Annotated in this window: 25 protein-coding genes; 7 read left to right on the forward strand and 18 right to left on the reverse strand. The window is 67.1% G+C overall.

Going from position 1 to position 24835, the window contains the following annotated elements; all coding sequences use genetic code 11:
* Positions 1-33: 33 nt before the first annotated feature.
* Together BLS42_RS03150 and BLS42_RS03155 are read right to left on the reverse strand one after the other, a co-directional pair.
* Positions 34-1290 carry a sensor histidine kinase gene (locus BLS42_RS03150; protein ID WP_256336214.1) on the reverse strand — a complete coding sequence of 419 codons (1257 nt, stop codon included), beginning with the start codon at positions 1288-1290 and terminating at the stop codon, positions 34-36.
* On the reverse strand, positions 1277-2020 hold the full coding sequence (locus tag BLS42_RS03155) for a response regulator transcription factor (RefSeq protein WP_090576334.1): 744 nt from the start codon (positions 2018-2020) through the stop codon (positions 1277-1279). The genes BLS42_RS03150 and BLS42_RS03155 overlap by 14 nt, the downstream gene beginning before the upstream one ends.
* A 132-nt stretch (positions 2021-2152) precedes the next feature.
* On the opposite strand from BLS42_RS03155, the gene moaA reads away from it, so the two are divergent.
* The 3 genes from moaA to BLS42_RS03170 all read left to right on the forward strand — a co-directional run bounded on the left by moaA (position 2153) and on the right by BLS42_RS03170 (position 3975).
* Positions 2153-3292 carry a GTP 3',8-cyclase MoaA gene (gene moaA, locus BLS42_RS03160; protein ID WP_176803140.1) on the forward strand — a complete coding sequence of 380 codons (1140 nt, stop codon included), beginning with the start codon at positions 2153-2155 and terminating at the stop codon, positions 3290-3292.
* A gap of 7 nt (positions 3293-3299) precedes the next feature.
* Positions 3300-3566, forward strand: a complete 267-nt coding sequence (locus BLS42_RS03165) for a MoaD/ThiS family protein (RefSeq protein ID WP_090576340.1) — start codon at positions 3300-3302, stop codon at positions 3564-3566.
* Between the two features lie 127 nt (positions 3567-3693).
* Complete coding sequence (locus BLS42_RS03170; RefSeq protein WP_090576343.1) at positions 3694-3975, forward strand: hypothetical protein; 282 nt, start codon at positions 3694-3696, stop codon at positions 3973-3975.
* Between the two features lie 90 nt (positions 3976-4065).
* On the opposite strand, the gene BLS42_RS03175 is transcribed toward BLS42_RS03170, so the two are convergent.
* From BLS42_RS03175 to BLS42_RS03205, 7 genes are all read right to left on the reverse strand, one after another.
* On the reverse strand, positions 4066-4563 hold the full coding sequence (locus BLS42_RS03175) for a DUF1579 domain-containing protein (RefSeq protein ID WP_090576346.1): 498 nt from the start codon (positions 4561-4563) through the stop codon (positions 4066-4068).
* A 57-nt stretch (positions 4564-4620) separates the two neighbouring features.
* On the reverse strand, positions 4621-5970 hold the full coding sequence (locus BLS42_RS03180; protein WP_090576349.1) for a M16 family metallopeptidase: 1350 nt from the start codon (positions 5968-5970) through the stop codon (positions 4621-4623).
* 106 nt (positions 5971-6076) lie between these two features.
* Positions 6077-8326: a polyribonucleotide nucleotidyltransferase gene (locus tag BLS42_RS03185; protein WP_090576352.1), complete on the reverse strand. Its 2250-nt coding sequence runs from the start codon at positions 8324-8326 to the stop codon at positions 6077-6079.
* Between the two features lie 247 nt (positions 8327-8573).
* The gene (gene rpsO, locus BLS42_RS03190) at positions 8574-8843 is read right to left on the reverse strand and encodes a 30S ribosomal protein S15 (protein ID WP_018774485.1); all 270 of its coding nucleotides are present in this window, start codon (positions 8841-8843) and stop codon (positions 8574-8576) included.
* 227 nt (positions 8844-9070) lie between these two features.
* Positions 9071-10321 carry a kynureninase gene (gene kynU / locus BLS42_RS03195; RefSeq protein ID WP_090576355.1) on the reverse strand — a complete coding sequence of 417 codons (1251 nt, stop codon included), beginning with the start codon at positions 10319-10321 and terminating at the stop codon, positions 9071-9073.
* Positions 10318-11172 carry a tryptophan 2,3-dioxygenase gene (gene kynA / locus BLS42_RS03200; protein ID WP_090576358.1) on the reverse strand — a complete coding sequence of 285 codons (855 nt, stop codon included), beginning with the start codon at positions 11170-11172 and terminating at the stop codon, positions 10318-10320. The genes kynU and kynA overlap by 4 nt, the downstream gene beginning before the upstream one ends.
* Positions 11173-11274: 102 nt before the next feature.
* On the reverse strand, positions 11275-12258 hold the full coding sequence (locus BLS42_RS03205; RefSeq protein WP_090576361.1) for a bifunctional riboflavin kinase/FAD synthetase: 984 nt from the start codon (positions 12256-12258) through the stop codon (positions 11275-11277).
* A 235-nt stretch (positions 12259-12493) separates the two neighbouring features.
* Between BLS42_RS03205 and BLS42_RS03210 the strand changes: the two genes are divergently transcribed.
* A complete protein-coding gene (locus BLS42_RS03210; RefSeq protein ID WP_090576363.1) occupies positions 12494-13114 on the forward strand; it encodes a DUF937 domain-containing protein in 621 nt (206 codons plus the stop codon).
* 42 nt (positions 13115-13156) lie between these two features.
* Here BLS42_RS03210 and BLS42_RS03215 read toward each other — a convergent pair whose 3' ends face one another.
* The 3 genes from BLS42_RS03215 to BLS42_RS03225 form a co-directional block, all read right to left on the reverse strand.
* Entirely contained in the window at positions 13157-13540 is a 384-nt protein-coding gene (locus tag BLS42_RS03215) for a hypothetical protein (protein WP_090576366.1), read from the reverse strand.
* A gap of 44 nt (positions 13541-13584) precedes the next feature.
* Positions 13585-14106, reverse strand: a complete 522-nt coding sequence (locus tag BLS42_RS03220; protein ID WP_256336215.1) for a P-loop NTPase family protein — start codon at positions 14104-14106, stop codon at positions 13585-13587.
* A gap of 181 nt (positions 14107-14287) precedes the next feature.
* Positions 14288-16024 (reverse strand): HNH endonuclease signature motif containing protein, encoded by a 1737-nt coding sequence (locus BLS42_RS03225; protein WP_256336216.1) that lies wholly within the window; start codon positions 16022-16024, stop codon positions 14288-14290.
* Between the two features lie 286 nt (positions 16025-16310).
* Between BLS42_RS03225 and BLS42_RS03230 the strand changes: the two genes are divergently transcribed.
* The gene (locus BLS42_RS03230) at positions 16311-16865 is read left to right on the forward strand and encodes an NUDIX domain-containing protein (RefSeq protein WP_090576368.1); all 555 of its coding nucleotides are present in this window, start codon (positions 16311-16313) and stop codon (positions 16863-16865) included.
* 84 nt (positions 16866-16949) lie between these two features.
* On the opposite strand, the gene BLS42_RS03235 is transcribed toward BLS42_RS03230, so the two are convergent.
* From BLS42_RS03235 to truB, 3 genes are read right to left on the reverse strand one after another with little or no spacing between them, the layout of a single operon-like run.
* Positions 16950-17504 carry a hypothetical protein gene (locus tag BLS42_RS03235; RefSeq protein ID WP_090576371.1) on the reverse strand — a complete coding sequence of 185 codons (555 nt, stop codon included), beginning with the start codon at positions 17502-17504 and terminating at the stop codon, positions 16950-16952.
* Position 17505: 1 nt separating this feature from the next.
* Positions 17506-17859 (reverse strand): hypothetical protein, encoded by a 354-nt coding sequence (locus BLS42_RS03240; protein ID WP_090576374.1) that lies wholly within the window; start codon positions 17857-17859, stop codon positions 17506-17508.
* A complete protein-coding gene (gene truB, locus BLS42_RS03245; RefSeq protein ID WP_218122066.1) occupies positions 17859-18851 on the reverse strand; it encodes a tRNA pseudouridine(55) synthase TruB in 993 nt (330 codons plus the stop codon). Before truB ends, BLS42_RS03240 begins: the two co-directional genes overlap by 1 nt.
* An 83-nt stretch (positions 18852-18934) precedes the next feature.
* Between truB and BLS42_RS03250 the strand changes: the two genes are divergently transcribed.
* Both BLS42_RS03250 and BLS42_RS03255 read left to right on the forward strand, forming a co-directional pair.
* Positions 18935-20149 (forward strand): pyridoxal phosphate-dependent aminotransferase, encoded by a 1215-nt coding sequence (locus tag BLS42_RS03250; RefSeq protein ID WP_090576378.1) that lies wholly within the window; start codon positions 18935-18937, stop codon positions 20147-20149.
* A gap of 91 nt (positions 20150-20240) precedes the next feature.
* Positions 20241-20450, forward strand: coding sequence for a hypothetical protein (locus BLS42_RS03255; RefSeq protein WP_028278246.1), 210 nt, complete (start codon positions 20241-20243; stop codon positions 20448-20450).
* A 14-nt stretch (positions 20451-20464) separates the two neighbouring features.
* On the opposite strand, the gene trxA is transcribed toward BLS42_RS03255, so the two are convergent.
* The 3 genes from trxA to infB all read right to left on the reverse strand — a co-directional run bounded on the left by trxA (position 20465) and on the right by infB (position 24751).
* On the reverse strand, positions 20465-20893 hold the full coding sequence (gene trxA / locus BLS42_RS03260) for a thioredoxin (RefSeq protein ID WP_090576381.1): 429 nt from the start codon (positions 20891-20893) through the stop codon (positions 20465-20467).
* Between the two features lie 146 nt (positions 20894-21039).
* The gene (gene rbfA / locus BLS42_RS03265) at positions 21040-21549 is read right to left on the reverse strand and encodes a 30S ribosome-binding factor RbfA (protein ID WP_090576383.1); all 510 of its coding nucleotides are present in this window, start codon (positions 21547-21549) and stop codon (positions 21040-21042) included.
* A 301-nt stretch (positions 21550-21850) separates the two neighbouring features.
* Complete coding sequence (gene infB / locus BLS42_RS03270; RefSeq protein WP_090576386.1) at positions 21851-24751, reverse strand: translation initiation factor IF-2; 2901 nt, start codon at positions 24749-24751, stop codon at positions 21851-21853.
* Positions 24752-24835: the final 84 nt, after the last annotated feature.

A 24835-nucleotide genomic window follows, 5' to 3' on the forward strand; every position in this document is an offset into this window, starting at 1 on the left:
CCTTCCCCTGTCCGTCAAAGCCAACGCCACTGTTCACTGTGCCCGTCCTGCCCGGAGCTGTTCGTCCGCTACTGACTCTTGGGCGCCAGATCCCTGGCCAGGGAGCAGCAGTGAGAACCGGCATCCGCCGTCGACGTTTTCCACCGTGACCGTGCCCTGATGGGCGCTGACTATTCCTGCAACAATGCTCAGGCCGAGCCCGGCGCCGCTGTAGCGCATGGCGCCTGCCGGCTCAACCGACCTGGGCACCAGGTCGCCGTCGATCCCAACACCGTCGTCCCCGGCGGACCAACGGCCGGGCTGCCGCCGGGCCGGGTCCTTCTGCCAGCCGGTCTCGAACACATGCGGGAGGTCTGCTTCGGGGATCCCGCCGCAGCCGTCGGTGACCGCGACGACGGCCCGATCCCCTTCCCGGCCGACTTCCACCGTGACGCGGGAACCGGGTGCGCTGTGGACAATCGCGTTGAGCACCACATTCCGGATGGCGCGCCCCATCGAGGGGCCGTCGGCGAGGGCCAGGCTTTCCCGCCGGCCGCCGCCGTCGAGCGTAATGCCGTGCTGCTGCGCCAGTGCGGCGAGATCGGCAATCGCGTCGCTGGCGAGGTCGTAGAGGTCCAACGGTTCGGCCTTGAGCCGCATCGTTCCGGCGTGGATCTTCGACAGCTCCAGGAGGTCGTTGACCATGCCGGCCATGAGGTCGGTCTGGGCGATGATCTTGCGGTAATAGCCGGGAACGTCCGACGCCATGCCGTCCTCCAGGGCCTCGGTCATGGCCCGCATGCTCGCCAGCGGCGTCCGGAGATCGTGGGAAATCCAGCTGACCAGTTCGCGGCGGGCGTTCTCGACGGCGGTCTCGCGCTGCCGGGATGCTTCCAGCATTCGGCTGCTGGATTCGAGCTCGGCGGCGAGGGCGGCAAGTTCGTGGCTCATCACCGGGGACTGGATCCCGGGGCTCTCGCCGCGGCCGATACTCCGGGCGGCGTCGGCCAGCGCCTTGGCGTTCCGCGACACCCTTGATCCCAGCACGAGGGCGATCGAAACAGCCACCGCCGAGGCAACAGCCAGGACGTACCACATGACCTCGAGGTCACGTGCGGAGATGAACATGGCGTTGAAGGCGCTGACCATTCCGGCCGTCAGGACCGCCACGGCGGCGAGCACCACCACACAGATCTGGACGGCGAAGGATGCCCTGCGCAGCGATTTCAGGATGAGCAGTGACGCGGCCCCGATCACGGCTCCCCACGCCACGGCCCAGCCGATGATGGTCAGGAGTTCAGAGGTCTGCACCGGCGGACTCCTCCTCGTCGCTGGGGTCCAGCCGGTAGCCAACGCCCCAGACCGTTTTCAGCACGGAGGGGCGGGTGGGATCGTCCTCGATCTTCTCCCGCAGCCTCCGCACGTGGACCGTCACCGTGGACAGGTCCCCGTAGTCCCAGCCCCAGACGGCCTTCATGAGTTCCTCGCGGCTGAAGACCTGACGGGGACGGCGGAGCATGAAGGCCAGCAGGTCGAACTCCCGGGCTGTCAGCGCCAAGGGCCTGCCATGGCGGGAGACGGTGCGCGCGGCCGGGCTGAGGTCGAAGCCGCCCACTTCGACGGAGGGCTCCGGGCTAAATTCGGGAATGCTTCGGCGGAGGACCGAGCGGACCCGCAGAACCAGCTCACGGGGTGAGAACGGCTTGGTGACGTAGTCGTCCGCGCCGGCTTCCAGGCCAAGGATCCGGTCGTCCTCCGTCCCGAGTGCGGTGAGCATGATGACCGGGACACTGTGTGCCGCACGGAGCCGGCGGCAGACTTCCACGCCGTCCAGGCCCGGCAGCATCCGGTCCAGCAGCACCAGGTCCGGGCGGCGTTCGGCCGCGAGGCGCAGGGCCGTAAACCCGTCGGCGGCGAGGACCACCTGGAATCCCGCCTGGACGAGGTAGTCGCGGACCACTGCGGCGATGGTCGGCTCGTCTTCGACGAGGAGGATGCGCCGGAACTCTGTTGCGTCCGTGGCCGGCTGGGTCTTGTTCACGCTTCCAGCATAGGTTCGCGGCTGCTCCGCGGGCAGGGCTCCGGATCCCCGCAGGGCATCCTTCCCGAATACGTAATATCCGTGCCGCCATGCGGCTGTGACGTGGGCAGCGACGTGGCGTAGCCTGACTGTATGACAGTTCAACTGGGTATGCCCCAGCCCCGCGAGGCAGGCAGTCCAGGAGTCGGCATGCCTCTTGCGGCCGCACTGCCCGGGCGCCCGGAGGGCCTGCCCGCCGGGCTCGTGGATCGCTACGGCCGCCGTGCCACGGACATGCGCCTCTCACTGACGGACAAGTGCAATCTGCGCTGCACCTATTGCATGCCGGCCGAGGGCCTGGAGTGGTTGTCCAAGCAGGCGGTGATGTCCGCGGACGAAATCGTCCGGATCGTGCGGATCGGCGTCGACATGCTCGGCGTACGCGAACTGCGGCTAACCGGCGGCGAGCCGCTGGTGCGCGCGGACCTGCTGGAGATCATCGCCGTGCTCCGCCAGGCCCACCCCGGGCTGCCGATCTCAATGACCACCAACGGCGTCGGCCTGGACAAGAAGGCCGCCGGGCTCAAGGCCGCGGGACTCACCAGGATCAACGTTTCGCTGGACTCCCTCCATGAGGAAACCTTCACCCAACTGACCCGCCGCCCCTTCCTGAACAAGGTCCTCGCCGGCGTTGACGCCGCCTGGGCTGCAGGCCTGGGCCCGGTCAAGCTCAACGCCGTGCTCATGCGCGGGATCAATGACGCCGAGTCCCCGGCCCTGCTAGCCTGGGCACTGGGCCGCGGTTATGAACTGCGCTTCATCGAGCAGATGCCGCTGGACGCGGACCACGGCTGGACCCGACGGAACATGATCACCGCCGCGGAGATCCGCGAACTGCTCTCCACCGACTACGTCCTCAGTTCCGACCCGCGGGACCGCGACGGCGCCCCGGCTGAACGGTTCGAAGTCCGGGCCCGCGTTCCCGGCACCGACCGGGCCACCGGCCCTGTCCTCGGCACGGTGGGCATCATCGCCTCCGTCACGGAGCCGTTCTGCTCAGACTGCCGCCGCACGCGCATCACCGCCGAGGGCAAGATCATGAGCTGCCTGTTCTCACGCGAGGAAGTGGACCTGCTGGGGCTGCTGCGCGAGGGCGCAGGCGACGAACAGCTCGCCGAACGCTGGCAGGATGCCATGTGGATCAAGCCCAAGGCCCACGGCATGGACCATGTGGGACTCGGCTCCGCCGACTTCGTCCAGCCGGACCGCAGCATGAGCGCCATCGGAGGCTGATTTTTTCGTGAACGTACGCTACTTCGCTGCAGCGCGCGCTGCCGCCGGTGTGGATGAGGAAAGCTACGAGCTAGCCGACGGCGACACCCTCGCCTCGCTGCTCCAGGCGATCCTCGCCGTCGAGCGCCCCGAACCGCCGGCCGGTACGCCGCCGCTGGCCCGCATCCTGTCCCGCTCCAGCTTCCTGCTCAACGAGGTTGCGGTGCGTGACCACGCCGCGGCGCTCGAGCCTGCCGACGTCGTGGACGTGCTGCCGCCGTTCGCGGGCGGCTAGGCGCAGCACGTCCGGCACTGAATCCCGGACGGCGGGCGCCGGAATTCTGGGGTATCGCGTGGACCCTGCCGGTCCTAGAGTGTGGAATATCCCAACGGCAGGCGACAGCAGCAATCAGGAGAGCGCCATGTTTACCTTGCAGATCGAGCATAAGATCAAGGATTTTGGAATGTGGAAGGCGGCGTTCGACCGTGATCCGGTGAACCGTGCGGCGTCGGGAGTCACTACGTACCGCATCGGCCGCCCGGTGGACGACCCGCACTATGTGGTGGTCGAGCTGGATTTCGAGCAGCGTGGGCAGGCGGAAGCCTTGTTGGCCAATCTCCAGGCCAAGGTCTGGAACTCCGCCGACTTGGCCCCGGCCCTTGAGGGGGCGCCAAAGACCCGGATTCTGGAGGCGGCATCCTGAGAGCGCGAGCCTGAACCCCACGCCTGAATACCCAGCCACACCAGAGAAGAAAATCTTGCCGAGCGCGAAGCCTCACGCAGGGCTGATGACTTACGCCGGGATAGACGCGCCCTCAGCGACGCGACGGCACACGGTGGTCATGAAGGGCATGAAGTCGCTCGCCTTGCCCAGGCGGAGACCGGCGGTGTGCGTCAGCTCGTCGTCGTCCACCCGGAAGGTGTGCCGCGCGGTGCCGCGGTCGCTGCGCCGTTCCACGGTCAGGGTGCCGCCTTCCATGCTGGCGCGCGCGGGCCCCTCGGGCGGCAGCCCCAAGCTGTTGACGTGGTACCAGAACGTGTCGGGATGGTCCGGGTCCGTCGTGAAGACCCCATGGCCTTCGGCCCGGGTCCCGTCCGCATCCGAATGCCGGTAGCTCTGGGTCACGGCAAGCCCGGCGGCCGCACGGGAAAAGATGATCTCGGTATCGGCGCTGCGCGCCGGACCCCACGCGGTTGCCTCCCAGTGCGTGGTCCCCGTCCAATGCCCCAGAAAAACCTCAAGCGCCGCGCATGCACTGCCTGGCAGTGGCCGGTCCACAGTTTCTCCCATATGGAGTTCCTCCCGAGTGACCCCGCCACCATCATGACGCCGTGCCTGCTGTGGTGTCTAGGCTAAGAGCCCAAACGTCTCGGTTTCCTCGAACGGGCCGACCACCGTGACAGTCCGCGGCGCCGCCGCGAGCTCACGGGCGAGCTCCTGGACCTCCGACGCTGTGACGGCCTTGATCTGGCGGAGGGTTTCATCAATGTCCTGGTACTCGCCGGACACCAGTTCCGCGCGGCCCAGCCGGGACATCCGGGAACCGGTGTCCTCAAGCGCCAGCACGATTCCGCCGCACAGCTGCCCCACGGCCTTCCGAAGCTCTTCGTCGGAGATGCCGTCCGCCGCCAGCTTGTCGAGTTCGGCGCCGAGCAGCCCTATGACCTGCCGGACCTTCGACGGCGTGCATCCGGCGTACATGCCGAAGTAGCCGGCGTCGGCGTAGGAGGAGGCGAAAGAGTAGGTCGAGTAGACGAGGCCGCGCTTCTCCCGCACCTCCTGGAAGAGCCGGGAGGACATCCCGCCGCCGAGGACGGCGTTGAGCACGCTCATGACAAAGCGGCGGTCGTCCGTGGCGACCAGCGAGGGGCAGCCCATAATGATGTTGGCCTGCTCCACCTGGCGCTTGACCACATGCAGGCCGGCCGTACCGGTGATGGCCGCACGCTCGGTGGAGCGGCGCTGCACGGGGGCGGCAGCGGGCTCAAGATTCCAGCCGGCGGAGTGCAGGGCATCCACCACGAGCCCGCAGACGACGTCGTGGTCCAGCCCGCCGGCCGCGGTGACCACGAGCTCGTCGGGACGGTAGTAGCGGCGGTAGTGGTCCCACACCGAATCCCGCGCCACGGCCCGGATGGCTGCCGGGGTGCCGCCGATGGGGCGGCCCAGCGGGTGCATTCCCAGCACGGCGGCGACGAAGTTCTCGTGCGCGACGTCTGTGGGGTCGTCGCTGTCCATGGCGATTTCCTCGAGGATGACGTCCCGCTCCTGCTCCATCTCCTGCGGGTCCAGGACGGCACCAGTGATCATGTCGGCGATGACGTCGATCGCCATGGGAAGGTCACTGTCCAGCACGCGGGCGAAGTAGCAGGTGCTCTCCTTCGCGGTGGCGGCGTTCGATTCCCCACCGACCTCATCGAAGGCCGAGGCGATCTCCAGCGCGGTGCGGCGCTTGGTGCCCTTGAAGAGCAGATGCTCCAAAAAGTGCGTGGAGCCGTGCTGGCCGGGGGCCTCGTCACGGGAGCCCACCCCGACCCAGAAACCGATCGTGGCAGAGCGCTGGCCGGGCATCGCTTCGGTCAGCACGCGGACGCCGCCGGGCAGGACCGAGCGTCGCACCTCGGAACCGCCGTCGGCTCCGTGGATCAGGGTGTCAGCGTGCTGGTTCTGCTCTAGCGGCAGGGGAACGACAGTCATCAAGGCCTTTCATTGAACACGTGCCAAATCTGCCTGCCATCCTACCTTTAAACAGCAGCGGGGCCGGTGGTTGATCCACCGGCCCCGCTCTTTGATGCAGGAGAGACTACTCTGCGGACTCCTCGGAGACCTCAGCGTTGTCTGCGTTCTCGGAGCCTGCACCCTCAGCCACTACGGGTGAGAGGGAAAGCTTGCCGCGGTCGTCGATCTTGGTGATTTCCACCTGGATCTTCTGGCCCACGGAGACGACGTCCTCGACGTTGTCCACGCGCTTGCCGCCGGCAATCTTGCGCAGCTCGGAGATGTGCAGGAGGCCGTCCTTGCCCGGGGTCAGGGAAACGAAGGCGCCGAAGGTGGTGGTCTTGACGACCGTGCCCAGGTAGCGCTCACCGATTTCCGGGATCTGCGGGTTGGCGATGGCGTTGATCGCGGACCGTGCTGCGTCGGCAGACGGGCCGTTGGTGGCGCCGATGTAGACAGTTCCGTCGTCCTCGATCGAGATGTCGGCTCCGGTGTCTTCCTGGATCTGGTTGATCATCTTGCCCTTCGGGCCGATGACCTCGCCGATCTTGTCTACCGGGATCTTGACCGCGATGACGCGCGGCGCGAACTCGGAGAGCTCGTCCGGAGTGTCGATCGCGGAGTTCAGAACGTCCAGGATGTGCAGGCGCGCTTCGCGGGCCTGCTTCAGGGCGGCGGCCAGGACCGAGGCCGGGATGCCGTCGAGCTTCGTGTCCAGCTGGATGGCCGTGACGAACTCGGAGGTACCGGCAACCTTGAAGTCCATGTCGCCGAAGGCATCTTCGGCGCCGAGGATATCGGTCAGGGCGGCGTAGCGGGTCTGGCCGTCAACCTGGTCAGAGACCAGGCCCATGGCGATACCGGCAACAGCAGCCTTCAGCGGCACACCTGCGTTGAGCAGGGACAGCGTGGAGGCGCAGACGGAACCCATCGACGTCGAACCGTTGGAGCTGAGAGCCTCAGACACCTGGCGGATGGCGTAGGGGAATTCCTCGCGGGAGGGCAGCACCGGCATGATGGCGCGCTCTGCGAGGGCACCGTGGCCGATTTCGCGGCGCTTCGGGGAACCGACGCGGCCGGTCTCGCCGGTGGAGTACGGCGGGAAGTTGTAGTTGTGCATGTAGCGCTTGCGCGTCACCGGAGACAGCGAATCGATCTGCTGTTCCATCTTGAGCATGTTCAGCGTGGTGACACCCATGATCTGGGTCTCGCCGCGTTCGAAGATGGCCGAGCCGTGGACGCGGGGCAGAACCTCAACCTCGGCGGTGAGCTGGCGGATGTCCGTCAGGCCGCGGCCGTCGATGCGGATCTGGTCCTTGAGGATGCGCTGGCGCACAACCTGCTTGGTGACGGAGCGGAAGGCTGCGGACAGCTCCTTCTCGCGGCCTTCGAATTGGCCAGCCAGGGAAGAGGTGACCTCGTCCTTGAGCTCGTCGGAAGCGGTGTCGCGTTCCTGCTTGTCGGCGATCTGGAAGACAGCGGCCAGCTTCTCGGCGGCAGCGGACTCCACAGCGGCGTAGACGTCGTCCTGGTAGTCCAGGAAGACCGGGAACTCGACGGTCGGCTTGGCGGCGCGGGCTGCCAGGTCGGACTGTGCTTCGCAAAGGGCCTTGATGAACGGCTTGGCAGCCTCGAGGCCTTCGGAAACAACCTCTTCGGTCGGGGCGGTGGCGCCCTGTTCCTTGATGAGGTTCCAGGAGTTGTCGGTGGCTTCGGCTTCAACCATCATGATGGCGACGTCGTCACCGGCGATGCGGCCGGCAACGACCATGTTGAAGACGGCGTTCTCGAGCTGGGAGTGCTTCGGGAACGCAACCCACTGCGAGCCGTTCTCGTCGGCAACGAGGGCAACGCGGACGCCGCCGATCGGGCCGGAGAAGGGCAGGCCGGAAAGCTGGGTGGACATCGAGGACGCGTTGATCGCGACGACGTCGTAGAGCTCGTCCGGGTTGATGGACAGCACGGTGACGACGATCTGGACCTCGTTGCGCAGGCCCTTGACGAACGCGGGGCGCAGCGGGCGGTCCATGAGGCGGCAGGCCAGGATGGCTTCCGTGGAGGGACGGCCTTCGCGGCGGAAGAACGAGCCCGGGATGCGGCCGGCGGCGTACATGCGCTCTTCGACGTCGACGGTCAGCGGGAAGAAGTCGAAACCTTCACGCGGGTGCTTGCCGGCGGTGGTTGCGGACAGCAGCGCGGTCTCTTCATCGATGTAGACCATCGCTGCGCCGGCTGCCTGCTTGGCAAGGCGGCCGGTTTCAAAGCGGATTACACGCTTGCCGAAGCGGCCATTGTCAATAACTGCTTCTGAGAACTGGATTTCGGGACCCTCCATAGAGAGTCACCTCCGTTTCATGGTTCACGGAGCCCAGCCGCATCAACCCAGTCCAGCATCTGTCTACTGGCCTGCACTGCACCCGGTCATCGATCGAGACCCACGGGCCGGGACTCATTCCTTGAGGCCGTTCCCGGGGATCACTACCGAGGACCGCGAATGCGTGATGCGGTTGATCCTCCTGTTTAGTTTTTTCCTGAAGAAGGCGGCCCGTTCCGGTTCGGAAGGGGCCGCCCCTTAAAGCTGACTAGCGACGCAGGCCGAGGCGCTCGATGAGCTTACGGTAGCGGGTGATGTCAGTGTTCTTGAGGTAGGTGAGCATGCGCTTGCGACGACCAACCATAGCCAGCAGACCGCGCTGGGTGTGGTAATCGTGCTTGTGCTCCTTCATGTGCTCAGTGAGATCCTTGATCCGCTGAGTCAGGACTGCAACCTGGACCTCCGGCGAACCGGTGTCGCCCTCGGACGTTGCGAAATCCTTGATGATGGACTGCTTTACAGCGGCTTCAAGTGCCACAATAACTCCTAGAGATGTGCCGTGAGGCCCGAATCAGTAATTCACTGCCGGGGGTGCCGTCCCGGAATCCACCGCCGAAGCGGGTATTCCGTACACAACAGGGACCAGCCGCCACGGACTGCAGCCGGATCCAACGTTTAGTTTAGTGGCACGTCCGCGCTCTTGTCGAAACCGCCAGCCGCGCCCGCCGCCGCGCCGGCTGCCTGCGGCGGTTGCGGGGTTCCGCTTTACCGGCCCGAAAGCAGCTCGCGGATGGCCGTGACGCCCCGGTAGACCTCCGCGAATGAGGTGCTCAGCGGCGACAGCCCGATCCTGATGCCCTGCGGGGCACGGAAATCGGGAATCACATCCTGATCCCACAAGGCTGCCGTCATTTCACGGAAGGCGGGGTGGTCCACCGTCACGTGGCTGCCGCGCAGTGCCGGGTCACGCGGGGTGGACAGCTGCACACCGGCAGGTGCCAGCCAGGCGTCGAAGAGTTCGAGGGCATAGGCCGTGAGCAGCTGTGACTTCTGCCGGAGGGCGGCCATCCCCGCTTCCTCGATCAGGTCCAGGGTGCCGCGCATGGCGAGCATCCCGAAAATGGCCGGGGTGCCGCTGAGGAATCCCCGGATGCCGGGCGCGGCCTCGTAGCCGGGTCCCATTTCGAACGCGTCCTTGCGTCCCATCCAGCCCCAGATCGGCTGCTGCAGTCCGGCCAGGTGCCGGGCGTTGACGTAGGCGAACGCGGGCGAGCCCGGTCCCCCGTTCAGGTACTTGTACGTGCAGCCGGCCGCGAAGTCGGCGCCGGCGTCGTCCAATGCGATCTCCACAGACCCGGCCGAGTGGCACAGGTCCCACACCACCAGGGCGCCGGCGTCGTGGACTGCCGCGGTGATGGTCGGCAGGTCCGCGAGGAAGCCCGAGCGGTAGGCGATCTGGCTCAGGACCACGACGGCGGTGGCCGGGCCCGTTGCGGCCCGCACCTGCTCGACGGTGACACCGGAGGCGGGATCGGCGTCGATCCAGCGCAGCGTCAGGCCTTCTTCGCGGGCGATTCCCTCCACCAGGTAGCGGTCGGTGGGGAAATTGTCCGTGTCCAGGACGATTTCCGTCCGCGCCGGATCCGTCACAGCTGCCAGGGCGGCGCGGATGAGCTTGTAAAGCACCACGGTGGTGGAATCGGCAATGATGGTCTGTCCGGGCGCCGCACCGAGCACTGAGCGGCCGAGTTGGTCGCCGATGGCCTGGGGCAGTTCGAGCCATTCCTCGTCCCAGCCCCGGATCAGGCGGCCGCCCCAGCTGTCCTGGATGAAGCTGCCGATGTCGGTGACGGTCCGCTTGAGGGGCCGGCCCAGGGAGTTGCCGTCAAGGTAGGACAGATCCGTGTCCGTGCCGACGAAGTGGTCGCGGTAGCCGGCCAGCGGATCGGCGGCGTCGAGACCCAGGGCGCGCTGCCACAGTGTGTCCGTTGATGCAGTGCTGGCGGGGATGCTCACTGGCCGATCTCCGTCCGCACGGCGAACAGCTCAGGGAAGAAGGTGAGCTCGAGGGCTTTCTGCAGGAACGCGGCACCGCTGGATCCGCCAGTGCCGGCTTTCATGCCGATGGTGCGCTGGACGGTGCGCAGGTGGCGGAAGCGCCACAGCTGGAAATTGTCCTCGAGGTCCACGAGTTCCTCGCAGGCCTCGTACGCGCCCCAGTTGTCGGCGGCGTTCTCGTAGATGTACTTGAACACCGGGACCAGCTCGGGGCAGAACGCGTGGGCCTTGGTGACGTCGCGTTCCAGCACGGAGGCCGGGACGTCAAAGCCCTGGCGCTTGAGGTAGGCGAGGAAATCGTCATAGATGCTGGGGGCCTCGAGCAATTCGCGCAGCATCTCGTGGGCCTCGGGGTCCGATTCGAACACCGGGAGCATCTTGGCGTTCTTGTTGCCGAGCAGGAACTCGACCGCACGGTACTGGCTGGACTGGAATCCGGACGAGTTGCCGAGGAAGCCGCGGAACTGGGAATACTCGGTGGGCGTCAGGGTGGCCAGCACGGACCATTGCTCGGTGAGCGTCTTCTGGATGTGCTTGACGCGGGCGATCGCCTTTAGGGCGGAGCCAAGGTCGTCCGAACGCAGCCAGGCGGCGGCGCTGCGAAGCTCATGCAGTACCAGCTTCAGCCACAACTCCGTGGTCTGGTGCTGGATGATGAACAGCATCTCGTCGTGGTGTTCCGGAGTGCTGACCGGCTGCTGGGCGCTGAGCAGGGTGGGCAACTGCAGATAGGACGCATAGCTCATGCGCGCGCTGAAGTCCCGGACAATGTCCTGGTCCAGTTCCCTCGTGTTCTTCTCGATGGTCACGTCTCTCTTGCCTTCCTTGCCACGTGGCTGCGAATCAGCTCACGGGTCCAGTGAGTCAGAACGCCGTCAGCGCGGGGGGCCGACGTCGATCCGGCCCGGTTTTCAGCGGGCGAACAGGATGTCATGGGTCTGGACGACGTCGAGTCGCATCTGGTCCACCAAAGCCTCCGCCCCACGGTACGCCACCATGCCGCGGAGCCTTGAGACAAATTCCACCACAACTGTCTGGTCGTACAGATCGAAGTCGTCGGGTGACTCTTCCGGACGGTCGATCACGTGGGCCTCGACCTGACGGCTGACGCCGTCGAACGTGGGGTTGGAGCCTACGGAGATGGCGGCGGGCCAGCGGGTGCCCTCCTGGTCCACAAGCCAGCCGGCATAGATCCCGTCCGCGGGGATGTATCCGCTGGCCGTCGAGCCGAGGTTGGCCGTGGGGAAGCCGAGGTCGCGGCCGCGTGCGGCACCGTGCACCACCTCGCCGCGCATCCGGTGCGGCCTGCCGAGCACCGCAGCCGCAGTGGCAACGTCGCCGGCGCGCAGGGCCTCGCGGACCCAGGTGGACGAGCAGCGGCGGTCCGTCCCGTCGTCGTCGTGGATGGGGAAGCCTTCAGAGCCGAATTCGCTGATGACCAGCACCTCAAAACCGAGCTTCCGCCCCAGGTCCTGCATGGTGGAGAGGTCCCCTGAATTGCCGCGGCCGAACCGGGCGTCGTGGCCGATCACCACGTGGCTCGCCTTCAGGCCGTCCACCAGGACCGTGGCGACAAATTCTTCAGGGGTCAGGCTGGCGAGCTCCATCGAGTACTTCATCACCAGTACGGCATCGAGGCCGAGCTCGCCCAGGGCCACGAGCTTGTCCTCCAGCCCCATGATCAGCTCGGGGGCCGACTCGGGACGGTGCACTTGCGCGGGGTGCGGATCGAAGGTGATCGCGACGGCGCGGGCGTGGTTCAATCGGGCGGTGCGGATCAGTTGCGACAGCACCTGCTGGTGGCCGCGGTGCACGCCGTCGAAATTGCCGAACGTGACAACCGAAGGACCAAAGTCCGCCGGGACTTCGGACAGATCGTTCCAGATGTGGACCATCAACCTCGCCTTTTGCTGCCTGCCATGAACTCCTCCGGAGCGACCGTGCCGGCTCCGGAACTCTCTAAGATTACCCGCATTCCGGGCTGCTCCCGGACGGTTCGCTTAGGTCCCGGGGCAGGCCTTCCACGGCCTGATCCGCAGGACTACGATTCAAAGGCACTAGTTCGGCGGCGTCCATGCAGACGTCGTTTCCCGCGATGCCCGCCGCCGCGCGCGGCTGAAGGAGTACGACATGACTGAGCTCCAAGACATCATCGGCCAGATCCCGATGGACCAGATTGCCGGCATGCTAGGCACCGACGAACCCACAGCCCGCGCCGCGGTGGAAGCCGCCGTGCCCACGCTCCTCGCCGGTATGAATAGTAATGCGCAGGCCCCGGACGGTGCTGCGTCACTCGAGTCGGCCCTGGGCCAGCACCAGGATGGACTGATCGACGGAGGCGTCGACGTCGGTCAGGTGGACACGGCCGACGGCGAGAAGATCGTCAATCACGTCTTTGGCGGCCAGCAGGACCAAGTGGCCAGCCAACTCGCCGGGACTGGACAACTGGGCGGCGCCGGAAGTGACCTGGTCCGGAAACTGCTGCCCATCCTTGCGCCGATCGTTATGTCCTATCTGGCTAAGAAACTTCTCGGCGGAAACCAGGCGGGGGCTGGCTCCCAGACCGAAGCCGGCGCTCCGGGCGATTCCGGTCAGGGCGGCGGAATGGACCTCGGCGGCGCAATAGGCGGGATCCTCGGTGGAATGGTCGGTGGCCAAGGCGGCGCCGCCGGAGGTCCGGGGGAACAAGACGGACAAGGCGGCTTCGGCGGCCTAGGCGATATCCTTGGCGGTCTGTTCGGGAAGAAGTAGGCGATTCGCCCCTGCGTTGGCAACGGACAATGGAACAGCGCGCTATCTCCCGAGCAGTAGCCTCCGCTGGCTGTCGCGGACTGAGTGATTCCGCCAGTTCCGCCAGTGCAGCAGGACGGCGGCGAGGATGAGCGGGACGTGGATTCCGGGCAGCATTCTTGCGAACCACCGCGGGAGGTAGATGTCCGTGACCGAGCCGCTGCCGTCGCCGAGGTCCTGTGCGACGGTGGTCAACGGGCAGCGGAAGCCATTGGCGGCAAAGATCAGCGTTTCGCCAGCGACCACGACGGCGGCCATGCCTGCCTTCCGGTCGGTGCGGCCCCTGACGCCGGTGTACAGGACGTAGGCCATGCAGGCTTCGATGACGAGCCAGGCAATGGTGTGGAACGTCTTCACTGCCCACAGCATCAGACGGCGCTGGTCCATGCCTCCACCATAGGCCCGCCGGGGCGTGCGGCGGTGCGCGTCGTTCAGAGGCTTTTGGCCCGGCTGACACCGGTGGCGACCCCCGCCATCCATGTTTCCAAGTCCTTGGGCCGCCGGAAGACGACAACGCGCGGCGAGTTCGGTTCTGCTTCCATGTCCCGAATGATGCGCCGCTTCCGGGCGAAGGATTGAAAGTGCCAGCGGACCACCGAGTCCTTGGAGAACAGCCGGGCCATAGTCTCCCGGTTTCCGTTGCAGACAACCTGGCTGGTCACAATCCGCCGTACCGTCCGGCGGATCAGGCGGCACAGGGACAGCCAGCGGGGATAGTCAAGCGCAACCACCAACTCCGCCCGGGCCAAGACTAGGTCCCGCCAACCGCCGTACGCGCTGTCAAGCACCCAGCGGTCCTGGGCCACGATGGCCGCGCCGAGGGCGCGTTGCTCCTCTGCGTCTCGCTGCTCCCACCCGGGGTGCCAACCGATGTCGTCATCCACCGAGAATTCGGGCAGGCCTGTCGCCTCGGCGTAGGCCCCTGCCGCCGAGGATTTGCCACTGCCCGTCACCCCGTAGAAGAGGACACGAGAAGGAGATGGAGGCGGGCACGTAGTTGGACGCGAGTTGGTGGAGGACACGAGGATTAGCATGCCATGCGCACTCGCCTCCGCTCTGGACCGCCCCCACCCGGGCCGGTAGGTTCTGAAGATGCAGAAGCCGGTTCGCTGCAGGAACTGGCCGCGACCCGAGCTAGTTGGGACGGAAGTAGCTGTTGCGGCGGGGCACCCGCCCGGGATCCACATGCGGCGGTGGGATGAACCAGGGGATGCCGGCCCGCATCTGGATGGTCCACTGTTCTTTGTGGATCAGGTGGTGATGGTGCGTGCACAGCAGGGTTCCGTTGTCCGTGCCGGTGCTGCCGCCCTTGGACCAGTAGGTGATGTGGTGGGCCTCGCACCAGGGTGCGGGGATGGTGCATTGCGGGAAGGCGCAGCCTTGGTCCCGGGCCGTGAGGGCCTTGCGGACATGGGGCGGGAAGACCCGGGAGGCGCGTCCGATGTCCAGGATCCGGCCTTCCCCGCCCAGGACCACCGGAATGATGTCGGCGTCGCACGCGATCTTGCGCACCGTGGACGCGGTAATCGGGCCAGTGAACGTCAGCGATCCGGTGCCCTCGTGGTGCGGGCCCGCGCCGTTCGGGGCGCCTACGCCGCCAAGCCGCTGGAGGAGGTCCCGGTAGACGATAGTGGCCATGACCTGGGGCCGCAGTCCGCCCGCGGCGGGCAGCCCTCCCGTGGCGAGGGCCGCTTTGCAGCCGCCGACCAGGCCGTCGAGCAGCCGCTGCGGCCGGGAGCGCAGGTCGAGCCGGTCAGCTGCACCGGTTTCGGCGAACACGTCGCCGCCCACGACGCCGCTCACGGCGGCGGCCGACGAACTGGAAGCGCCGACGGCCAGTCCGTTACCGTCACGGATCTCGTCTACCGCGTCCAGACCAACCCGGCCATCCATTCCACCGCCGGCCGATCCAATAGAAGAGAATTCCGCCACCGAGTGCGGGCCAGCGCCGGTGTCTGCTCCTGCGCCGGCGTCTGCCCCCTGTCCCGGTCCTGGGACCGCGCCCGGGCCGGTGCGGGGGTTTGTCGCGGTGTTCATCACCGTGACGAGGTGTTCGAACTGGTCGGTGGTGGCGAAGATTTCCACGTGGTGCAGGCCGTGCCGGGGTTTGCGGATGAACGCGCCCTGGATCCGGCGGAGAAGTTCCTCAGACGGTTCGGCGCCGTCCTGGTCCAGGGCCTCGGTCCATCGCCGCGCTATCCGGGCCAGGAAGTCGGCGTCGTTCTCGATGGCCGTCATGGTCAGGGCATGTTCCATCGTGGCCGCGGCCTCGGGGTGGGAGGTGTGCCGGACCCGGTCCAGGGCGAGGATGATGATGGTGGCGGTGTGGGAGGCCACGGTGCCGGAAGCGACGGCGGCGGCGAGCTCCGCCCGTACCGGGGGCTCGGTGTGGCCGGCGGTGCCGGTGCGGGGTAGCAGTTCGGCGCCGAGCGTGAGGCGGCGCCGGGCTTCGGCGGCGCTGATCCGCAGCCGCGCCCGCAGGAACTCGGTGGCGTTCCGGTAGCCGTCGTCGGCGGCGGCGGCCATGGCCACCGGCCCGGCCGGAGCACAGCTGGGGCCCGCCCCGGGGTCAGATCCGGTGTCGGATTCCTGTGTCCAGCCGGTGAGCCAGCCCGCGGGCGCCGCGGCGGCCGGCCCGGCCCCGGCTGACTGCTTGCGCGTCCGGTCCACCGCGGCGGCGGCAATGAGCTGCAGGTATTCCGCCGCCCGGGAAATGTCCTCGACCTGGGCGGCGAAGTCCGCGGCCTCCAGCAGGCCGAACCGGTCCGCTTCAGCATGGGCCGTCGGGCCCAACGAGCGCAGCATGGCCAGCGCCGAGTCCACTGCCGAGCCAACGGCCGTGCGCGCGGTACCGTCCGCTGCGCCTGTCATTACACCGTTCCCAATGCCGTTCACAGCGCCGGTTGCTGCACCAGCCCCACCGGAAACGGCAGCCAGACGGGGCAGCCAAGAGTCCATCGCCGGACCGGCCCAACGGGTCAGATCCGGGACGAACTCTCCAATGGCTTCCATAACTAGACTCTGCCAGAGGGGTACGACAGAAATAATGGGCCCGGTTCGGCCCAACTTGACCCCGGCACGGCTGACACACCCACCGCCCGTAACACTGCGTACGCTGCCCGCCCTCCTACACACCGCCGCGTGGCAAGCTGTAGGGATGGACAGCACAGCCGCGCCCCGAGCCGGGGAATCGCCATTCGCACGACCGGTGTCGGGCGATCCGCGCCGCCCGTTAGGTCCACGGGACCCTGGTGACGCCTGGGTCGACGGCGACCGGGGACGGTTCTGGGGACGTTTCGGTTCCGCCGGGCTCCTCGTCCACGACGCCGGAAAGGGAATCCTGCTCCAACACCGCGCCTTGTGGAGCCATCAGGGCGGCACGTGGGGGCTCCCCGGAGGCGCCCTGCACCATGGGGAAGCGGCCATCGACGGGGCGTTGCGGGAAGCACAGGAAGAAGCGGCCGTGCCTCCGGAGAATGTCCGTGTCCTGTTCACGTCGGTGTTCGACGTCGGCTACTGGTCTTACACCACGGTGGTTGTCGAAGCACTGAGGCCCTTCGAGGCCGCCATCAGTGATCCGGAAAGTCTCGAACTGCAGTGGGTGGGAATTGACGCCGTCGTTGGCAAGGAACTGCACCCGGGCTTCGCCGCCGCCTGGCCCGGGCTGCGCAGCAGGCTCACGGAGACCCGGCCCATCACCAGCAGCGTGTAACCAGCCGGGTGTAACGAGCTGGATCCAACCAACAGACTGCACCCAGCCGAGTTTCCGGGGCAAGCCCCGGACGGGCAGCCCGCCCTAGTGGTGCCGGGGCGCGGGGCGCCGGCGATACAGCCAGATGAGTCCCAGAATAGGCAGCAGGAGCGGGATGAATCCGTAGCCGCGGCCGAACAACGACCACACCGTCTCGTGCGGGAAGTTCACCGAGTCGAACACGCTCAGTGCCCCCACCACGAGGACGCCCACAAGCTCCACCAGGACTGCCGCCACGGAAACCTTGAACGCGGTGCGGCCCGGCTTCGCGAGGGACACGGTGGCCACGACATAGACGGCTGCGGCGAAGGCGGACAGCAGGTACGCCAGCGGCGCCTCGGAAAACTTGGTGAGAATCTGGTAGCCGGCCCGGGCGGTCGCCGAAATCGCGAACACGGCATAGACAGCAATCAGCAGCCGTCCGGGCCCGGTGTTGCGGGTGTCGGTCGCCGGCGGCGCAGTTTCCGCCGCCCCAGTTTCCGTGGAACCGGCAGCTGCCGGCCCGGCGTCCGCTGCCCCAGTGATGCCGGAGGCTGACCCCGCCGGGTTGCTCGTGCCATCCTGCGAGGATTTTGCGTTCACGTTTTCTGCCTCTTCCATCTCAATACCAGATCTGGTTCATGCGGGCCGCCATCACCAGGGCGGTGACGCCGACGGCGGCCAGGACAAAGTTGCTCCAGCGGGTCCGCTCCAGGATGGCCCAGTACACGGCGCCGATCGGGAGCAGTAAGGCCGTGGCCAGATAGCCCCAGAACTCCCACAGCTCCCCGGCGATCTGCTCCCCGCTGGCCACCCGGACAACCGACCCCACCAGATAGACCAGGAGGGCAAGTTCGACGGCGGCCACCGACAGTATCGTCGTGTCGTTGGGCGCCTTCTTCAGGATGCCCGCGGCGGCGCAGATGATGCTGGAGAGCAGGCCCACCACAAGGATGATGTAGAAATACGCGTCCACTACTGCCCGGCCCGCTGCTCGTTGCCGCCCTCTTCGGTGCCCTGCTTTTCATTGGCCTTGTCGTTGCCGCGCTTTTCGTTATCGGGCGCGAACACCAGCACGGGCTTGGCGTAGCTTCCCGCGTCGGCCAAGAGCGCCACGAGCGTACCGTCCGGCGCGAACGCCGCTGCCGGCTTGTCCGCGGTCGCTGCCTCCGGCGTGCCGGCAGAGGCTCCCGCGGCGACCCTGCGGCCGAAGGAAATCTCGGTGGTCTCCGCCTCGGTGAGTTCACGGTTCGGCATCAGCGCCCGGGCCGCGTCGGAGATCTCCAGGACGTCCAGCTTCTCGGCCAATTGTTCAAGGGTGTGCGCCTGGTCAAGGGTGTAGGGGCCCACTTGCGTCCTGCGCAGTGCCGTCAGGTGGCCGCCGACGCCGAGAGCGTCACCCAGGTCGCGTGCCAGGGCACGGATGTAAGTGCCGGAAGAGCACTCGACCGTGACATCCACGTCCAGGGCGTCCCTGTCTGCCTCAGCATCGCGCACGCGGCGGACCTGATGGACCTCAAAGCGGTGGATCGTCACGGGCCGGGCTGCGAGCTTGACCTCTTCACCGGACCGGACCCGGGCGTAGGCGCGTTCGCCGTTGACCTTGATGGCGCTGACGCTGCTGGGAACCTGTTCGATCTCCCCGGTCAGTGCGGCGACGCCGGCGCGGACGGCCTCTTCGGTGACCCCGGCGGCGTCGCGGGTGGCAGTGACCTCGCCTTCGGCGTCGTCCGTCACGGTAGATTCACCGAGCCTGATGGTGGCCGTGTAGGTCTTGGAGGTGCCTACGATGTAGGTCAGCAGCCGGGTGGCCTTGTTGATGCCCACCACCAGAACGCCGGTGGCCATCGGATCCAGTGTCCCGGCGTGGCCGACCTTTCGGGTACCGGCGATCCGCCGCATCCATCCAACCACATCGTGGCTGGTCCAACCTTGCGGCTTGTCTACTATCACCAGTCCAGAAAGCACGCCTCCCAGTATATGCGGGCCAGCCGTGCCCCAACGCCCACCGACCAGCCTCACCGTGGACGCCGGGCATTAGGATGGCACACATGCCCGAGCTTGCCGCACATGTCCGCGACGTCCCGATCAACCAGATCCGCGAGATCACCGAAGCCGCCTGGGGAACGCCCGGTGCGATCGTGCTCAGTATCGGGGAGCCGGGGTTCGCAGTCCCCCGCCACGTCCTCGAGGCCGGGATGGCGTGCCTGGACCGGGACGAGACCAACTACACACCGAACGCGGGGATCCCGGCACTGCGGGAGGCCTTCGCCGCCCGCTTCCGCGAACACAACGCGACGCCGGTCGGTGCTGAGCGCGTCTATGTGGTCGACGGCGCCCAGCAGGGCCTGCACTTCGCCATGAGCCTGCTACTCTCCCCCGGCGACGAGATCCTCATCCCCAACCCCGGCTACCCCACCTTCGCGATGACGAGCAGCCTGCTGCACGCCGTTCCCGTCCGCTACCCGCTGTACCCGGAGCATGATTTCCAGCCGCGGATCGAGGACATCGAGGCGCTCATCACGCCCCGGACCAAGGCGTTGATCCTGAATTCTCCGTCCAACCCGCTCGGCGCCGTCCTCGGCGAGGACCTGACGCGCCGCCTCGTGGAACTGGCCAGGCGGCACGATCTGTGGGTCATCTCCGACGAATGCTACGAGGCTTTCACCTACGATGTCCCGCACGTCAGCCCGGCCCGCTTCGACAGCGACGTTCCGGGTGAAGCGCGCGTCTTTACTTCGCTCACGCTCTCCAAGACCTACGGGCTGACGGGACTGCGAATCGGCGCGCTGATCTGCCCGCCGGGCCTTGAGCAGAAGATGAATAACGTCATGGAGTCGATCGTGTCCTGCGTGGCCTCGCCGTCGCAGTACGCCGCGCTGGCGGCGTTGACCGGTCCGCAGGACTACGTCAGCCACGCCCACGCCCATTACCGGGCCAACCGGGACGCGGCCTCGGCCGTGTTGCGCTCCCACGGCATCCCCTACCTCGCGGCGCAAGGCGCGTTCTACCTGTGGGCGGACGTCTCGCATGCCAGCGGTGGGGATGTCCGGGCATGGACGCGCCGTTTCCTGGCCGACTCCGGCGTGGCCTTCGCCCCCGGCACGGCGTTCGGCTCGATCGGCGAGGGCTGGATCCGGATTGCGCTCTGCGGAACCCGGGCCGATCTGGTGGAGGGCCTCCGGCGTATCCCCGCACGCGAGCCGGCAGCGGGCCCCGACGGGTCCACCGGCCCTACCGCCGGAGAAGCTGGCGCCCTAGCCTGAGCACACGGCGCTTCCAGGCTGCCCCGCTTTTCTGGCTTCGGGTTGTCCTGGCCCGTGCGGGCGCCGTGGATTCCGGCCAAGGGAGTACATCGTGTGGTGGCAAGACCTGCTGTGGGGATTCTGGAATGGGCTGACGGCATGGATTGTGCTGATCGCCCATGTCTTTGGCTTCTGGAGTGAGTTCCCGTTCTATAACTCCGCCCGCGCTGGGAACTGGTATGACTTCGGCTACCTCCTTGGCATGGGGTCCCCCGTGCTGGGCGGTGGGCTGGGAGCCCGCGGACGCTCCAGGCGCCGCTAGGGCATTTCGTCGGGCTATTCCGCCAGTGCGGCGTCGAGCCAGTTGCGGAGGGCCGCGGCCGGCGGCGCGCCGGCCTGGCGGGCCGCCACCGCCCCTTTTTTGATGACAAGCAACGTTGGGATGGCCTGGATATCGAACCGCCGGGACAAACCCGGTGAGGTGTCGACGTCGACCTTCACGAGCTTGAACTTACCGGCCCGCTCCTGCGCCAGCTTGTCCAGCACCGGGCTGACCATCCGGCACGGCCCGCACCACGCCGCCCAGAAATCGACGAGAACCGGAACCGAAGACTGCTCCGCGACAACCGGGAAGTCGGCGTCTGACGCCGACACGATCCAGGGCAGGTCATGACCGCAATTGCCGCAGCGCGGATGCCCGGCAGCGGCCGCAGGAATTCGGTTGGTTTTCCCACAGCGCGGGCATTTGGTCAGGCTGGATTCCACGGCACTCCGGCGCCTTTGCGCATACCTGCAGTCATGGTTCCATGGGACTCCCCCGCCCCTCAACGGGCCAAGGGTCGAAGGTCCCCGGATACGGAAACAGCAGGGGCCGGATCCGTTACCGGTTCCGGCCCCTGCTGTTGAAGGCACTACTTGTTGCGGTCCTCATCGATCGCGTCGTTGTCGATGAGGTCCAGGTCCTCTTCGTCGAAGTCGTCTTCGTCGAGCTCCACGTCCTGCGGGGTGTCACTCTTGTAAGGATCAGCGTCCCCGGCGTGCTTGGCGCTTTCGGCCAGCGCGGCCACCTCGGCGTCGCGCTTCTTGGCCGCGCGGAGCAGTTCCTCAAGGTTCGAGGCGGTGACGGGGATCTGGTCGGCGACGAACTCGAGCGTCGGAGTCAGCCGCACGGTGATGTTCCGGCCGACTTCCTGCCGCAGCACGCCCTTGGCCTTCTCAAGCCCCTTGGCGGCATCGGCCTGGGCCACTTCGTCACCGAACACGGTGTAGTAAACAGTCGCGTGCTGCAGGTCGTTGGTCACCCGCGAGTCGGTCACGGTGACGCCCTCCAAACGGGGATCCTTCACCCTCCGGCCCAGCGCCTCGGCAACGACAACCTTAATCCGCTGCGCCAACTTGGCAGCCCGTGCGGGATCAGCCATTTCCACTCCTAAAAATTTGGATGTACGACGGCGCCGGAACGGTGGCCGCACAACTGTTGGGTTTTGATGCCACGCCCCTAAGGCGAGTCTACGACGGACTCCCGTTGGGTTTTTTCCGGCGGCCTGGGAGTGGCATCCAAGGCGGCAGCCGAGAGGCCCGATGCGAGCTTGCGAGCATCGGGAAGGCTGACGCCGCTATCGGAGCCGGACGGTTTGCGATCGAAGATCGAAAACCGTCCGGCGAAGGGGCGGGGCCGCCGGGAAAAACCCAACGGCCCCGCACCTGTAACGCTAGAACACCCTAGACGCGCGGCTTTTCGCGCATCTCGAAGGTCTCGATGGTGTCGCCTTCGGTGATGTCGTTGAACGAGCCAAGACCGATACCACACTCGAAGTCCGTCCGGACCTCGGTGGCGTCGTCCTTGAAGCGCTTGAGCGTCTCAACGGTGAGGTTGTCACCGATGATCTTGCCGTCGCGGCTGATGCGGGCCTTGGCGTTGCGTCGGATAATACCCGAGCGGACGATCGAGCCTGCAATGTTGCCGAACTTGGAGGAACGGAACACTTCGCGCACCTCGGCGGTGCCAAGCTGGACCTCTTCGTACTCCGGCTTGAGCATGCCCTTGAGGGCTGCCTCAATGTCATCGATTGCTGCGTAGATGACGGAGTAGAAGCGCATGTCCACGCCTTCGCGGTCTGCCAGTTCGGCAACACGCTCGGCGGGCTTGACGTTGAAGCCGATGATGACGGCGCTGTCGACCGTTGCCAGGTTGACGTCGTTCTGCGTGATCGCACCGACACCGCGGTGGATGACGCGGAGCTGGACACCCTCGCCGACGTCGATCTTGAGCAGCGCGTCTTCGAGGGCTTCCACGGCACCGGACACGTCACCCTTGAGGATGAGGTTGAGGGTGTCGATCTTGCCATCGGCGACGGCCTGGTCGAAGTCTTCCAGGCTGATGCGCTTGCGGCGCTTGGCCAGGGCGGCGTTGCGGTCGGCAGCTTCACGCTTCTCGGCGATCTGGCGGGCGGTGCGCTCGTCAGCGGTCACGAAGAAGGTGTCACCGGCGCGCGGGACGTTGGACAGACCCAGCACCTGCACGGGGCGGGACGGGCCTGCCTCGGTCAGGGCGCTGCCGTCGTCGTCGAACATCGCACGGACGCGGCCGTGGGCCGTGCCTGCCACGATGGTGTCGCCGACGTGCAGGGTACCGGACTGAACCAGGACGGTGGCCACGGAACCGCGGCCCTTGTCCAGGTTGGCTTCAATCGCGATACCGCGGGCGTCCTTGTTCGGGTTGGCGCGCATGTCCAAGGCAGCGTCTGCGGTGAGCAGGACGGCGCCGAGGAGCTCGTCGATGTTGAGGTTCTGGCGGGCCGAGACCTCCACGAACATGGTGTCGCCACCGTATTCTTCCGGAACCAGGCCGTACTCGGTCAGCTGGCCGCGGACCTTGTCCGGGTTGGCGCCTTCCTTGTCGATCTTGTTCACGGCCACGACGATCGGCACGTTGGCCGCCTGGGCGTGGTTGAGGGCTTCAACGGTCTGCGGCATAACGCCGTCGTCCGCTGCGACCACCAGGATGGCGATGTCGGTGACCTTCGCACCACGGGCACGCATGGCGGTGAACGCCTCGTGGCCCGGAGTATCGATGAAGGTGATCTTGCGATCGATGCCTTCGTGGGCGTGGGTGACCTGGTAGGCACCGATGTGCTGCGTGATGCCGCCGTGCTCGCCCGCCATAACGTCGGACTTGCGGATGGCGTCGAGCAGTCGGGTCTTACCGTGGTCAACGTGACCCATGACGGTGACAACCGGAGGACGTGCCTCGAGGTCTTCATCGCCTTCGGCTTCCAGTTCGGCGTCGAAGTCGATGTCGAAGGTGGAGAGCAGCTCGCGCTCCTCGTCCTCCGGGGACACAACCTGAAGCTTGTAGCCAAGCTCCTCGCCGAGCAGGGCGAAGGTCTCTTCATCCAGCGACTGCGTGGCCGTGGCCATTTCGCCGAGGTGGAAGAGGACCGTCACCAGTGCGGCGGGGTTCGCCTCGATCTTGTCGGCAAAGTCCGTGATGGACGAGCCACGGCGAAGCCGGACTACGGTGTTGCCGTCGCCGCGGGGTACGCTCACGCCACCCAGCGACGGAGCACTCATCTGCTCCAGTTCCTGACGCTTGGCACGCTTCGACTTGCGCTGCTTGCCACGGCCTGCGCCGCCCTTACCGAAGGCACCCTGGGTGCCGCCGCGACCGCGACCGCCCTTACCAAAGCCACCACCGGCCGGAGCGCCGCCACCGGCACCGGGAGCACCGGTACCTGGAGCGCCACCCGGACGGCCCGGACCACGGCCTCCGCCGCCGGGACGGCCGGCACCAGCGGGTGCGGGACGTTCGGTGCGGTTAGGCATCATGCCCGGAGTCGGGCGGTTGCCGCCGGCTCCTGCCGGACGACCAGCGCCGGCAGCGCCAGCCGGACGCGGGGCGCCGGGGCGGGGGCCGCCTGCGCCTGCTGCCGGACGCGGACCACCCGGACGGGGGCCGCCAGCGCCTGCTGCGGGGCGCGGACCACCGGGGCGTTCGCCCTCGGTGCGGCCGCCCGGACGCGGCATGCCCTGGGAAGGAGCGAACGGGTTGTTGCCCGGACGCGATGAACGTTCGTTGTCGCCGCCGCGGCCGCGGGGCATGCCCTGGGACGTGGCGAAGGGGTTGTTGCCGGGACGGGGACCGCCCGGACGCGGTGCAGAACCGCCCTGGCGTGCCGGAGCAGCCGGGGTTTCAGCCTTGGGGGCCGGACGCGCGCCGGGCTTAACGCCCGTCGAGGGAGCAGCCGGGGCCTGGGCAGCGGGGGCTACCGGAGCCTGGGCGGCAGGGGCTGCCGGAGCGGCGGGCGCGGCGGCAGGTGCCGCAGCGGCCGGAGCCGGAGCTTCAGCCTTGGGTTCCGCAGCCTTGGGCGCAGCGGGGCCAGGCGCAGGCGCCGGACGGGTCGCTGCCGGGCTGGCAGATGCCTGGGGGGCGGACGCCGGAGCTTCGGACTTCGAAGCTGCGGGGGCGTCGGGGAAAGCGTTGCGCAGTTTCCGCACAACGGGAGCCTCGATTGTTGACGAGGCGGAGCGAACGAATTCGCCCAATTCCTGCAGTTTGGTTACTGCATCTTTGGAAGTAATACCGAGCTCTTTAGCAAGCTCATGTACGCGGACCTTGGCCACATTTCTCCTGTCTCGGTCCGCACCGAGCCAGGCACGAACCGTCTACTTCTTACTGCGGGCCTCCGCCGCGAATGCAGCTGAAAG

The organism is Arthrobacter sp. ov407 (assembly GCF_900102895.1).
Lineage (GTDB): Bacteria > Actinomycetota > Actinomycetes > Actinomycetales > Micrococcaceae > Arthrobacter.

Bases quoted from the DNA above. Each gene is read 5' to 3' on its own strand.
- rbfA (WP_090576383.1), bottom strand. From the start codon at position 21,549: ATGGCTGATCCCGCACGGGCTGCCAAGTTGGCGCAGCGGATTAAGGTT.
- BLS42_RS03235 (WP_090576371.1), bottom strand. From the start codon at position 17,504: ATGGAAGAGGCAGAAAACGTGAACGCAAAATCCTCGCAGGATGGCACG.
- BLS42_RS03225 (WP_256336216.1), bottom strand. From the start codon at position 16,024: ATGACAGGCGCAGCGGACGGTACCGCGCGCACGGCCGTTGGCTCGGCA.
- BLS42_RS03215 (WP_090576366.1), bottom strand. From the start codon at position 13,540: ATGGACCAGCGCCGTCTGATGCTGTGGGCAGTGAAGACGTTCCACACC.
- BLS42_RS03205 (WP_090576361.1), bottom strand. From the start codon at position 12,258: ATGGTCCACATCTGGAACGATCTGTCCGAAGTCCCGGCGGACTTTGGT.
- BLS42_RS03210 (WP_090576363.1), top strand. From the start codon at position 12,494: ATGACTGAGCTCCAAGACATCATCGGCCAGATCCCGATGGACCAGATT.
- BLS42_RS03185 (WP_090576352.1), bottom strand. From the start codon at position 8,326: ATGGAGGGTCCCGAAATCCAGTTCTCAGAAGCAGTTATTGACAATGGC.
- BLS42_RS03250 (WP_090576378.1), top strand. From the start codon at position 18,935: ATGCCCGAGCTTGCCGCACATGTCCGCGACGTCCCGATCAACCAGATC.
- BLS42_RS03170 (WP_090576343.1), top strand. From the start codon at position 3,694: ATGTTTACCTTGCAGATCGAGCATAAGATCAAGGATTTTGGAATGTGG.
- moaA (WP_176803140.1), top strand. From the start codon at position 2,153: ATGACAGTTCAACTGGGTATGCCCCAGCCCCGCGAGGCAGGCAGTCCA.
- BLS42_RS03175 (WP_090576346.1), bottom strand. From the start codon at position 4,563: ATGGGAGAAACTGTGGACCGGCCACTGCCAGGCAGTGCATGCGCGGCG.
- BLS42_RS03180 (WP_090576349.1), bottom strand. From the start codon at position 5,970: ATGACTGTCGTTCCCCTGCCGCTAGAGCAGAACCAGCACGCTGACACC.
- BLS42_RS03230 (WP_090576368.1), top strand. From the start codon at position 16,311: ATGGACAGCACAGCCGCGCCCCGAGCCGGGGAATCGCCATTCGCACGA.